This window comes from Empedobacter sp. UBA5036 (assembly GCF_002415215.1).
Lineage (GTDB): Bacteria > Bacteroidota > Bacteroidia > Flavobacteriales > Weeksellaceae > Empedobacter > Empedobacter falsenii_B.
The window spans coordinates 1-13,548 of sequence record NZ_DICC01000069.1 but is presented as its reverse complement, the minus strand read 5'-3'; the positions used below and the strand labels follow the sequence as shown (position 1 = coordinate 13,548).

Genomic DNA, 13,548 nt, shown 5'->3' with positions numbered 1-13,548 from the left:
AGAAAAGCTTTTAATCACTGTAAATCAATTAATAACAGAAATAAAGAAAGAGACAGAAATAAGTTCTTATGCAATAATAACACAGGGTGCAAATTATGTTAACGAGAAGAACTTAACCAATTCGGCAACTCCGAAAAATCACTTTTTTATGAGCAGTATTTCTGTTCCGTTCATTGAAGCTTTTGAAATTGATTTTGATATTAGAAAGAGAATTAAGAGCAAGGAAATTGAGAAAATGCCATTTTACATTGAACAGAGTTTTTACATTTCGACAAAGAGGAAACACTACAGTTCTGAAGAACCAACTTGGTTTAAGAAGTTTGACTTTGAGAGTGAAAAACTCAAAACTAGTTTGAGTTACTCAGCTTTGACATTTGAGAATATTTGTGACTTGATAGACATATCAGAATGAAAACAACTAAGCATAACATCTGTAACTGTTTTACAACTCCATTTTAGTATAAAAACACAAAATAGTATAAATAATAACCTCTTTAAAACGATTTTAGGGAGGTTTTTTGTTTTATATGAAACCGTAGTATATTAAACTCTATATAAAAAACATTCGTTTTAATTCTTCTACAATCATTTTAATTGATTCAATTTTTGATTGTTCTTATAGTAGTAATCACTACCTTTATTCCAAAGTTGATGCTATGTGTTTTCATGTAAAAGTTACCAAAACAAAAGAACAGATTGAGAAGAAATCGAGGTTGAAATTCAAGCCTGAGGTAACATTTACGCCAAATCCTCATTTCAAAGGTTTTGATCATCCGAAATTACCTGTTATCACCAATCAACAAGATTATATTCATTTGTTGGAATGGGGTTTAGTTCCGCATTGGGCTGGAAATGATTTTAATTCGAATAATACACTAAACGCACGAATTGAAACTATTGATGAAAAACCATCTTTTCGAGATGCTTACACCAATCGTTGTGTGATATTGGTTGATGGCTTTTATGAATGGCGACACGAAGGCAAAGACAAAATCAAATATGATATCGGAATCAACAATAATTTGATGTGTTTAGCAGGATTATATTCTGATGATACGTTTACGATAGTTACAACTGAAGCTGTCGGCATTATGGATTATATCCACAATACTAAACATCGTATGCCAGTAGTCCTAAATGATGGTGAAAACTTAATGAATTGGCTTAATTGTAAACCAATTGTTCCGTTTACTGATTTCAGCTACCAGCGTGAAGATGGTCAAGTGAGTTTATTTGGATAATTCGGATTTTATATGTCGAAATAAGATTTTTCGGACATCCTTATTATCTTGTTTTTGTTCAATAAATGATTTCATTTCGTCTAGATTATCAAGTAAATGATCGCAATAGCCAAATCCTTTGTAAACTCCTTTTTCAATTAATACAATACCTTTTTCATTTTCAGTTCTTCCAACCAATTCAAATAAAAAGTCCTTTTTAGGTAAATGCACTGTTTTCAAAAATTGACGAACTCTTTTGTTGTAAAGTTTCACATCTTCCCTATTTATACAAGCTCCGTTACATTCTTCTAAACTATATTGAAAACAACTTGATTTGGTTTTATATAAACCATTTATTTTTTGACAAAGCTTATATTTATCTGTAATGTAAAATAAATAATCTTTTGCTTCATTTAACGATGTAAATGAGATAATTTCGTTCCCAGAGTTATCAATTTTCTTCACAATTAATGCATGATAACCATCCGAATTTATTTCTTTGTTCAAAGCATAGAAAAACTTAATTTTTCGTTGAGCTCGATTAAATAGTGGTAGATTTTGCTTAATTAGTTCAGATTCTCTCAACAAAGCAATTAATTCATTTCCTGTATTTTCAAATTGAATGGAATGCGTAAAATACTGTAGTTTGATTTCTTTTTTGTCAAGTGATTTGAAGTGCTGAATCAATCGTTTTCTAATGTCAATACTTTTTCCAATGTAGATAATATCTTGCTTGTCGTTGTATAAATAATACACGCCACAAATATTTTTTGGAACTTGGTCAACCAACATTTTCAATCTATCATTCAGTACCATGGTACAAATTTACTGAATCAATTTCTAATTATTATTTTTTAACACTTTTCGACGACACCTTGTAGCGTTTTATTTGCTCAACTTTGTAACATGATGTATGCTTTAGTTGACTGCAATAATTTTTATGCTTCGTGCGAACGAGTTTTTAATCCAACGCTGAATGGAAAGCCTGTTGTAGTACTTTCTAACAATGATGGTTGTGTAATTGCACGTTCTAATGAAGCAAAAGATTTAGGGATTCCAATGGGTGCTCCTGCTTTTGAATACGAGAATAATTTTAGATTAAATAAAATCAATGTTTTCTCTTCAAATTATGCTTTATATGCGGATATGAGTAATCGCGTGATGATGATTTTAAAATCCTATTGTCCTGATATAGAAATTTATTCGATTGATGAATCTTTTCTTCTTTTCAAAGGCTTTGATAATTATGATTTGGTAAATTACGCCCAAGAAATTAAACAAAAAATATATACCATTACCAAAATCCCTGTTTGTATTGGTATTGCTCCTACAAAGGCTTTAGCTAAAGTGGCGAATCGAATAGCAAAGAAATTTCCTAAACATCATAATGGTGTTTATATGATTGATTCGAAAGAGAAAATAAACAAAGCCTTAAAATGGTTAAAATGTGAGGATATCTGGGGAATTGGGCGACGTTTAGCTAAACGTTTAGCTTTTATTGGTTGTAAAAACGCGTATGATTTTACATTATTGAGTGATGAATACATTAAACGAAATTTCTCAATCGTAGAATTGCGTTTGAAAAAGGAATTATTAGGCGAAAGCGTCTTAAAATTAGATGAAGTTCAACGCAAAAAATCAATTGCGACCACTCGAAGTTTTGAGAAAACAATCAATGATTATGAAAATCTGAAAGAGCGTGTTTCTACATTTGCTGTTTCTTGTGCGGAAAAGCTCAGAAAAGAACAATCAAAATGCAACATTATTACTGTATTTGTGATGACCAATCGTTTTGATGAAAAGCAATCATTTGTTTCAAACTCATTAAGTACAACCTTAGATTTTGATTCGAATTCGAGCATTGTTTTGTCCAAATATGCTTTATTTTTATTGGATAAATTGGTGCCTGCAGAAGGAAAAGTTCCTGATTATAAAAAAGCTGGCGTTATTGTTTCGGCTATTACGCCCGATAATCAAGCACAAATGAATTTATTTCACGAAGATTCTCCAAAACATAAAGCGTTGATGAGTGTAATGGATCAATTAAATGCGAATTATGGCGCTCATATGCTAAAATTAGCTTCGCAAGATGTGCGTAGAAAATGGAAAATGAAGCAAGAACGTTTGTCACCTTGCTACACAACAAGATTTACAGATATTTTAAATGTTTATTAAATGGTACATTTTATTCAAGTTCCGAAATTCTCAGAAGAGTTAATCAATATCCCTATCAAAACAGATGGTGAAAAACGATTTGTTCAATTTTTTGGTGATGTTTCGGCTGGTTTCCCCTCTCCTGCTGCTGATTTTGTACAAAATAATATTAGTTTAGACGAAATTCTTCTGAATCATCCCGAAGCCACTTATCTCAATCGTGTGGGTGGCGAAAGTATGTATCCTGAATACCTAAAAGGTGATTTACTTATCATTCGATCTGATATCGAACCTAGACATCATGATGATATTGTAGTATCGGTCAACAATTCCGAATATACCTTCAAACGTTATGATGCCATCAACAAACAACTGATTTCTCTTAATCCGAAATACAAAAATTGTATTCAATTACAAGATGAAGATGTTGTCATTATTTTGGGTGTAGTTACTGATTTGGTGAGGCATAAGAGGAATTAAATCATTTCTAATGTTTTATTTATAATTTATTACATTTTATCTAACTTTAATAAAATCTCAAAATAATGGAAAGAAATTTTTATATTATAAATATGCATAAAATACTTTATCTGGCAAGAAATTTACATGAAAAAGGTTACAATAATTTGAGAGTTATTCCGTCATTGTCATCGTCAGGAATGTATTGGAGATGTATATTTCTAGTAGATGTTAATGGAAAAAGAAATAATCTTTATATAACAAATTGGATTCAAGAATTTTATGATGTTAATCTTAAAGAAATAGATCTTGATGAATTAACGAGATTATTTATTTCAGAAGAAAAAGAATTTCTAAAAAATGCTAAAAGCGAAAATAATCAATATGTTGAATGGTTTAAAAATGTACTTGAAAAAGTAAAAAAAGATGAGTTACCATATGCTTTTTCAGATTTTTATTCATCAACTCATTATTGGAAAACTTCAATCGGAAATAAAATCAAAATTATTCCTGGAGAAGAAAAGTATAATTTTTAAAATAATAAATCAACTTCTAAAAATTCATTGTAACGATAAAATCCAATGATGATTCAGTTTTTCAATAGTATCTGAATCAAAATCAGAACAGGTACAAAACGTGACATCAGCATAAACTTGGAACATAAATTATCATTTTTATAAATATACTTTTTCTTTTCAAAAGCATTTATCTGTTACTATTATAATATTACCTTTTTATTATCTCCACGACTTATTTTGTCGCTATACTTTTTTATATTTGAAAAACATTAACAAATATGGTTTACCGTAAATAATTATCCGTTATTATGACTTTATTTGCAGTTTAACATTTTGTATATTTAACTTTTTTAAGTTTCCTTTAATGATTATTAATAACCAAACAACATTATTCATAGATGAAATAAATAAAATAATCTCATCTAATTCTAATATAAAAATTTGCACTAATTATTTTACATTCAATGCGGTTTTTGAAATAATTAATAAAATTTCTGAATTTAAATCTATTGAAATTCTAGTGCAAGATGCCAACTTTAATAATCAAAAAGAATTGTTCATTCATGATATAAGTGAGAATGAAACAAATTCTAAGCTTCAAACTTATTATCGATTAAATAAGACAACTCAACAACTTAATCATAATGTAGAGATTCGTTCTGGACAAACAGGTGGAAACTCATTTATTATTATAGATGATACAGTTTATAATTTTGCTCCTCATAATTTTACTGAACCTACTTTAGGATTAATAAAGGATGCGAAGCCATATATTATTATAGAAATTGCTGATCCTACATATACATTTTCTACAATTTTTAATCAATTATGGAATAGTTCAAAAAATATAAAAACAGAATTAATAGAACTGTATCACATTGCTTCTCCTTTAAATAGTCCTGAATTAATTTATAAATATTCGATACATAAAATATTTGAAAATAAAACGACTGAAGATATTCATGAAGATCGTTTAAATAGAACAGGTTTTAAAAATTCAATTGTTTGGAATAAATTATTCAACTTTCAAAAAGATGCAGTTTTAGGTGCAATTGATAAAATAGAAAAATATAATGGATGTATCATTGCTGATTCTGTTGGATTAGGAAAAACTTTTGAAGCTTTAGCAATTATCAAATATTATGAATTGAGAAATGATCGAGTATTAGTATTAGCTCCCAAAAAATTGAGAGAAAACTGGATTGGTTATACTAAAAATTATAAAAATAATATACTTGAAAAAGATCGTTTTAATTTTGATGTATTAAACCACACAGACTTAACAAGAACTTCAGGGATGTCTGGAGATATTAATTTAGAAACTATTCATTGGAGTAATTATGATTTAATTGTTATTGATGAATCTCATAATTTCAGAAATAATAATCCATCAAATAAGAAAGTTACTCGATATGAAAAGTTGATTAATGATGTGATTAAATCAGGCGTTAAAACAAAAGTTTTATTACTTTCTGCAACACCTGTTAATACTAAACTAAACGATCTAAAAAATCAAGTTGCTTTTATTACAGAAACAAATGATCAAGCTTTAAAAGATGAAGGAATCTCAAGTATTGATTTAACGCTTAATCAAGCACAAAGAAAGTTTAATAATTGGGTAAAAAAAGCTAATCCGACAAGAGAAGATCTTATCAATCAATTGGATGGAGACTATTTTAAATTATTAGATATTTTCACTATATCTCGTTCAAGAAAACATATCGAAAAATATTACGATATAGCTGATATCGGTAAATTCCCTGAAAGATTAAAACCTATCTCAATCAATAGTGATTTTGACAGTGAAAATAAATCTTTTTCTATTACAAGTATTAATGATGAATTAGAATCACTGAATCTAAAATTTTATTCTCCAATGTATTTTATTTTGGAAAATAAAAGAAAAGCTTATGAAGAATTATATGATACAACAACTTCAAGAGGTACTATATTTAAGCAATCAGATCGTGAAGAAAGTATCATTACTTTAATGCGTGTTAATCTTTTAAAACGTTTAGAATCTTCTATCTATTCATTTCGTTTAACCTTAGAAAGATTATTAAGTCATACAAATCATCTTCTTGAAAAATTGATGAATCATAAAGAATATTTAGATGATATAGATGTTAGAGATTTTGATTTTGATGATGATCTTTTGAGTGATTTGGTTGTTGGTGGAAAAATTAAAGTTTTATTACAAGATTTAGACTTGGTCAAGTTTAAAGAATTTTTAGAATCAGATCGTAAGATCATTGAAAATCTATTGATTAAATGTAACATCGTAACCCCAGACAGAGACCGTAAATTACTTGATTTAAAAAATCTTATTGAAAACAAATTAGAAAATCCTATAAATGAAGTAAATAAAAAAATTATTGTTTTCTCTGCATTTGCCGATACTGTAAAATATTTATATGATCAATGTGCAAGTGATTTAAAATTAAGACACAATCTGAGTTCTGCTTTGGTTTTGGGTAGTGATACGAACAAAACAAATTTGAATGGAATTAAAAATGATTTACAAAGTATATTAACTAATTTTTCGCCTATTTCTAAATCAAGAAAAGATATTAAACCTGATGCAACAGAGGAAATAGATATTTTATTCTGTACAGATTCAATTTCAGAAGGACAAAACTTACAAGATTGTGATTACTTAGTAAACTATGATATTCACTGGAATCCTGTCCGAATTATTCAACGTTTTGGACGTATAGATCGTATTGGATCAAGCAATAAACAAATTCAATTAGTCAATTTTTATCCAAATTTAGAACTTGATCAATACATTGATTTGGTACAACGTGTAAAAGGTAGAATGCAGATACTTGATATTTCTGCAACGGGTGATGATAATGTTATTGATGAAAGAGCTGGTCAAGAAAAAGAATTAGACTACAGAAAGAAACAATTGGAAAAAATGAAAGAATCTGTTGTCGATTTAGAAGATCTTGAAGGGGGTATTTCGATTTCTGATTTAACGTTCAATGATTTCAAAGTAGATGCAGATCGAATTACTGAAGATGAAAAAAAACAGTTTCACTACATAACTTCAGGATCATTTTCTGTCTTAGATAATAATATCCTTGATTTGCAAAAAGGTGTTTTGTTTTGTCTGAAAGATTTAGAAACAAAAAACTTTGAAGATAAATTAAAAATCAATCTTTTGCATCCGTACTCTTTGGTCTATATTTCTAATGAAGGAGATATTAAAGTTCCTATGCGAATGGGTAAAAAGTCGTTGGACTTATTTAAAAAACTTTCTTTTTCTCAATATAAAATTAACGAAGAACAATTGAAAGAATTTAATTTGAAAACAAAATCTGGAAAATTTATGACACAATATGTAGAATTATTAGATCTTGTGAAAAATCATTTGATAGGTGAAGATCAAGAATTGCAAGCGGACTCAATTTTTAATCCAAATGGTTCTTTGTTGAGTCAAAGCATGAATACAGATAATTTTGAAGTAATTAGCTATTTAATCGTCAATTAATGGATTGGAAAACAATTTTACAATTACCTGCTCAATGTCAAGTCGATTCACCAATCAAAAAAACATCCTTGAAAAAAATGGATGGAATCACGACAAGTGAAATCAAATTGATAGATCAAGCGGAAGTACAAAGTATTCGTGTTTTCGGATTTGTTACGCAAAAAAATGCGAACATTTCTTCTTACGAAACAGAAACAGAATCATTTTTAGATATCTATTTTGTTCGTTTGATTATTGCAGAAGAAGTGTATCAAAAATTATATAAACCCGTTACACGATTGCTACATAAGCTAATTCCTCATCATTGTGTAATTATTGTTGAAGACGACAAGCAAAAACAAACGAATGTTTCGTTGTATAAAAAATCAATCAACCAAAGTAATCATATGTTGCGTGTGTTGAATGAAGAAATTATTTCTACCTCAGTAGATAAAGCAACCAGTGAAGAGTTTTTTGAGCAATTATCTTTTGATAAAGCGAATAAAATAAACTTGAAAGCTTTTTATAACTATTATATACAAATCTTTCAGAATTTTAATTTAGTTGATTTAACAGGAGAATTTAAAGTGAGAACGTTAGAACAAACTGAACAATTCTTGAAAATGAATGAAGAAGTTGTAAACTACGAAACTAAAATAAAGTCTTACCAAAATCAGTTAAAAACTGTTACCCAAATGAATGAAAAAGTGAGGTTAAATTCCGAAATTTACCAACTGAAAAATAAAATAAACGATTTAAAAAATAAACTATAAGCATGGAAAAGATAAACGAATTAACATCCGAAAATATCGTACAACAAAATATTGAACGATTAAAAGAAATCTTTCCAACAGCTTTTAGTGAAGGTAAATTGGTCGTAGAGGAATTACAAGCTTTGGTTGGTGAATATATTGAAAAAAACAAAGAATTCTACCAAATGACTTGGGCAGGTAAAACCCAAGCACAAAAAGAAGCCAACAAAGTATCTACAGCTACATTACGTCCAAATAAAACAGATAGTAAAGACTGGGATACGACAGGTAATATTTTTATTGAAGGAGATAATTTAGAAGTTTTGAAATTGTTGCAAAAAACCTATAGCAACAAAATTAAAATGATTTATATAGATCCGCCATACAATACAGGTAAAGACTTTGTTTATAAAGACAATTACAAAGATAATTTATCTAATTATTTAGAAATTACAGGACAAACAGACGAAGAAGGTAAAAAGCTTTCTACAAACACAGATAGTGATGGGCGTTACCATAGTAATTGGTTGAACATGATGTATCCTCGTTTAAAATTAGCACGTAATTTATTGACGGATGATGGCGTAATTTTCATTTCGATTGATGATAATGAACAAGCTAATTTGAAAAAGTTATGTGACGAAATTTTTGGAGAAGATAATTTTGTAAATAATGCAATTTGGCATAAAAAATACGGGGCTGCAAATGATGCTCAATATTTTTCTGATGTTCACGATTTTGTACTTATTTACTGCAAAAATAAAAATGGTTGGAAACCTAATTTATTAGAAAGACCTGAAGAATTAAATGCAAAATATAAAAATCCTGATAATGATCCACGTGGACCTTGGATTGCGACTAATTTATCAGTTCGTACATATTCAGCAAATAATGACTATATAATTTCAGGGCCTAATGGTCAGGAATTTACACCACCCCCATCAAGATCTTGGGTTGTATCAAAAGAAAAATTTAAAGAGTTATTGGATGATGGTAGAATTACTTTTGGAAAAGATGGAAACTCAAGACCATATTCTAAAACATATTTGAATGAAGTACAAAATGGAATTGTACCTATCACAATTTGGAATTATAATGATTTCGGGCATAATATTGGTGCAAAATCAGAAATCAGAGATTTATTTTCTGATACAACTGTTCCATTCGATACTCCTAAACCAACTAAATTAATTAAGAAAATTATTCAAATTTCTGAAAGAAGTAATAAAGACTTAATTTTAGATTTTTTCTCAGGTTCAGGAACTACAGCTCATGCTGTCATGGCGTTAAATTCTGAAGATGGTGGAGATAGAAAATGTATTTCGGTACAATTACCTGAACCAACTGATGAAAAATCTCAAGCTTATAAAGCAGGCTACAAAACCATCGCAGAAATAACCAAAGAACGCATCCGTAGAGCAGGAGAATTAATCAAACAAGAAAATAAAGACAAAGAAGGTATTGATAAATTAGACGTTGGTTTTCGTGCTTTTAAATTAGATAGTTCTAATATTAAAGCTTGGGATACTTCAATTGATAAATTTGAAGATCAGTTGGATATGTTTGAAGAAAACAATGGTGATAACATAAAATCAGAGCGTACAGAAGAAGATGTTTTGTTTGAGATTTTACTAAAATATGGTTTAGAGTTAACCTTACCTATTCAAGAGAAAACAATTGATAGTTGTACGATTTATAATATTGGTTTCGGTTCTATGTTTATTTGTTTAAGTCCTCAAATTAATGTTTCTGTTGCAAAAGCAATTGGAGAATGGAGCAAAGAGTTTGAAGATCATAATCCTTCTGTAATTTTCAAAGATGCAGGTTTTGCTAACGATGCAGACAAAACAAATACGGTACAGACTTTACGCCAAGCAGGAATAGAAAATGTAAAATCGATCTAGTCATGGCAATGAAAATACAATTTGAAGGTAATTTATCTTATCAACAAGATGCAATAGATGCTGTAGTAGATGTTTTTAAAGGTCAAGAAAAATTACAATCTAATTTTACAGTATTAGCACCAACAGATCAATCAATCAGTTATGATGCTGATTTAGGATATGCGAATAAGTTAAGTTTACTAGAAAAACACTTGGTAGATAATACGCAAGCTATTCAATTACGAAATGGATTACGATTATCTACACCTCAAGATATAGATAAAAATGATTTACATTATTCAATCGAGATGGAAACAGGTACGGGGAAAACCTATGTGTTTACCAAATCTATTTTTGAATTGAATAAACTTTATGGCTTTAAGAAATTCATCATTGTAGTTCCTTCAGTTTCAATTCGTGAAGGAATTAATAAATCGTTGGAATTAACAGATGATCATTTTAAAAAGGTTTTTAATAAAGTTCCGTACAAGTATTTCATTTACGATAGTTCCAATTTGAGTCAAGTACGTGATTTTGCTACTTCAGACCAAATTAGAATTATGATTATCAACATCCAAGCATTTGCTCAGGATATGGATACTGAAAAGGCAACAAAGCGTATTTTATTAGATTACAATGATAAGTTGGGAGCAACTCCAATTAATTTAATACAAGAAACAAATCCAGTAGTCATTGTAGATGAACCTCAAAGTACGATTAGTTCTCCTTTACAGAAAAAATCGATTAAGAATTTAAATCCATTAGTGGTTTATCGTTTTTCTGCTACACATAAAGAAAAAATCAACCTGCTTTATAAGTTTGATGCAATTGATGCATACAACGATAATAAAGTTAAAAAGATTGAAGTTGCTTCTGTTACGACAAAAAATGAAGTAAGTGATGGTGCTTTTATTCAATGTATTTCTATTACCAATAAAAGTAGTATTAAAGCAAAATTGGTTTTAGATATAAAAGGTCGTAATGGTAAAGTAGATCGTAAATCAAAAGATGTAAAATTGGGTGATGACTTGTATGAAATTACCAAGTTAGATCAGTATTTTGGATTTGTTATCAATGAAATTAATACGGATCCTGAGTATGTTAATTTTTCTAACGGACGATTAGTTCAAACAGGAGAAACTTTAGGAGGTGTAAATGATCGAGAAATTAAAAGGAAATTAATTGCGAAAACCATTGAAGAGCATTTAGATAAAGAAGTAAAATTAAATCCAAAAGGAATTAAAGTTTTAAGTTTATTTTTCATCGATTCTGTTGCAAAATATCGACAATATGATGAAGATGGTTATCACACCAATGGTGATTATGCTGATATATTCGAAGAAGAATATAATCGTATTATTCAATTACCTAAATATAAATTAACTCTCTTCAAGGAAGTTAAAGAAATTGATACAGATGTAACTAACGTTCACAAAGGGTATTTTTCTACAGACAAAAAAGGTAAAAAATCGAATACGAAAGATAAGTTTGAATATTTCAAAGATACTTCTGGTGCAGTGAAAACAGACGAAGATACGTATAGATTAATTATGCAAGCCAAAGAAGAATTGTTAAGCTTTTCTTCTCCAGTTCGTTTTATTTTTTCTCATACAGCTCTAAAAGAAGGTTGGGATAATCCTAATGTATTTCAAATCTGTTTACTAAAGGAAATGGGAGCTTCTGAGATACGTAGACGACAAGAAATTGGACGTGGTTTAAGAATTTCTGTAGATCAAACAGGAAATCGTGTTTATGACGAGAATGTAAATATTTTAACGACAGTTGTAAATGAAAGTTTTACAGAATTTGTTGAAGGATATCAAAAAGAATTAACAGAGGATACAGGAATTAAATTTGGTTACTTAGTAATTGAATCATTTAATACTATATCCAAAGGGGTAGATGAAAATAACGAGCCTATTTATTTTGGACAAGAAGAATCTGAGAAGCTTTATAAACATTTCATAGAACTTGGTTATATAGACAAAAAAGGTAAAATACAAGATAACTTCAAATTAGCAATTAAAGAAGATTCAGTTAATTTAGGTCAGGAGTTTGAGGAAAATATTACAAAGCAAATCATTAATCGAATTAAAGAAGTTGCTGGTAATTTAGAAATCAAAAACAATGATGAAAAAGTTCACATCAAGTTAAATAAACAAGTTTATTTATCGGATGATTTCAAAGAATTATGGGACTCAATTAAATTCAAAACAGTTTATAAAGTAGATTTTGATTCAGAAGAATTGATCAAAAAATGTATTAATAATCTAAATGAAAATTTACGAAATGAACAATCAAAGGTCGAACATCAAAAAGCATTATTAGCTATTGATAAAGGAGCTGTAAAAGCTGATGGCGAAGTAAAAAATTATGTTGAACATTTGAATGTTCAAGTAAGTCATTTACCTGATATTATTACCTATTTACAGAATGAAACAGATTTAACACGTAAATCAATAGTAAAATTATTAAAAGGCTTAGAGTCACGTGTTATTAATTATTTTAAATCAAATCCACAGGCTTTTATAGAAAGTTGTATAGATGTAATCAATTTACAAAAACGTTTGTTTATTGTTGATGGTATCAAATACGAAAAAATTGGGGATGATGTATACTATGACCAAAAACTTATTGAAGAAGAAGATTTAGTGGGTTACCTAAGTAAGTATTTAGTAGAGTCAACAAAATCAGTTTATGAAAATACATTATGTGATTCTGAGATTGAAGTTAATTTAGCACGTGAATTTGAAAATAGTGAGAATGTTTCTTTATATACAAAACTCCCTAGTTGGTTTAAAGTACCAACACCTTTAGGATCATATAATCCTGATTGGGCAATTATGTATAACAAAGGAAATGGAGATCAATTGTATTTCGTTACAGAATCTAAAGGTACTACGTTCGACGTTTTTTTACGTCCAATTGAAAATGGTAAAATCATATGTGGAAAAGAACATTTTAAATCTATTGGAAGTCGAATGATTGTTGCTACAAATATGGATGATGTTCAAATTGGAGTAGACTCATTTTAATTGTACTTAAATACTATAATTAACTACTAAAAAGGTAGTATCTTACTAACTG

The 13,548-nt window shown here is 28.8% G+C and carries 10 protein-coding genes; 9 read left to right on the top strand and 1 reads right to left on the bottom strand.

What is annotated here, in order from left to right; genetic code table 11:
- Both B4J88_RS13395 and B4J88_RS13390 read left to right on the top strand, forming a co-directional pair.
- On the top strand, nucleotides 1-412 hold a 412-nt coding region (locus B4J88_RS13395; RefSeq protein WP_291067835.1), incomplete at its 5' end, for a hypothetical protein.
- A 244-nt stretch (nucleotides 413-656) separates the two neighbouring features.
- Nucleotides 657-1,241 carry an SOS response-associated peptidase gene (locus B4J88_RS13390; protein WP_291065207.1) on the top strand — a complete coding sequence of 195 codons (585 nt, stop codon included), beginning with the start codon at nucleotides 657-659 and terminating at the stop codon, nucleotides 1,239-1,241.
- Here B4J88_RS13390 and B4J88_RS13385 read toward each other — a convergent pair.
- Complete coding sequence (locus tag B4J88_RS13385; RefSeq protein ID WP_284583547.1) at nucleotides 1,230-2,036, bottom strand: GIY-YIG nuclease family protein; 807 nt, start codon at nucleotides 2,034-2,036, stop codon at nucleotides 1,230-1,232. The genes B4J88_RS13390 and B4J88_RS13385 overlap by 12 nt on opposite strands.
- Nucleotides 2,037-2,126: 90 nt before the next feature.
- Between B4J88_RS13385 and B4J88_RS13380 the strand changes: the two genes are divergently transcribed.
- The 7 genes from B4J88_RS13380 (at nucleotide 2,127) to B4J88_RS13350 (ending at nucleotide 13,496) form a co-directional block, all read left to right on the top strand.
- Nucleotides 2,127-3,395: a Y-family DNA polymerase gene (locus tag B4J88_RS13380; RefSeq protein WP_349679323.1), complete on the top strand. Its 1,269-nt coding sequence runs from the start codon at nucleotides 2,127-2,129 to the stop codon at nucleotides 3,393-3,395.
- Nucleotides 3,396-3,854: a LexA family protein gene (locus B4J88_RS13375; protein ID WP_038330372.1), complete on the top strand. Its 459-nt coding sequence runs from the start codon at nucleotides 3,396-3,398 to the stop codon at nucleotides 3,852-3,854.
- Nucleotides 3,855-3,919: 65 nt separating this feature from the next.
- Entirely contained in the window at nucleotides 3,920-4,369 is a 450-nt protein-coding gene (locus B4J88_RS13370) for a hypothetical protein (RefSeq protein ID WP_286483522.1), read from the top strand.
- Nucleotides 4,370-4,715: 346 nt separating this feature from the next.
- Nucleotides 4,716-7,847 carry a helicase-related protein gene (locus tag B4J88_RS13365; protein ID WP_291067834.1) on the top strand — a complete coding sequence of 1,044 codons (3,132 nt, stop codon included), beginning with the start codon at nucleotides 4,716-4,718 and terminating at the stop codon, nucleotides 7,845-7,847.
- Nucleotides 7,847-8,599 carry a DUF4391 domain-containing protein gene (locus B4J88_RS13360; RefSeq protein ID WP_291067833.1) on the top strand — a complete coding sequence of 251 codons (753 nt, stop codon included), beginning with the start codon at nucleotides 7,847-7,849 and terminating at the stop codon, nucleotides 8,597-8,599. The genes B4J88_RS13365 and B4J88_RS13360 overlap by 1 nt, the downstream gene beginning before the upstream one ends.
- 2 nt (nucleotides 8,600-8,601) lie before the next feature.
- Nucleotides 8,602-10,482, top strand: coding sequence for a site-specific DNA-methyltransferase (locus B4J88_RS13355; RefSeq protein WP_291067832.1), 1,881 nt, complete (start codon nucleotides 8,602-8,604; stop codon nucleotides 10,480-10,482).
- A gap of 2 nt (nucleotides 10,483-10,484) precedes the next feature.
- Nucleotides 10,485-13,496, top strand: a complete 3,012-nt coding sequence (locus tag B4J88_RS13350) for a DEAD/DEAH box helicase family protein (protein WP_291067831.1) — start codon at nucleotides 10,485-10,487, stop codon at nucleotides 13,494-13,496.
- Nucleotides 13,497-13,548: the final 52 nt, after the last annotated feature.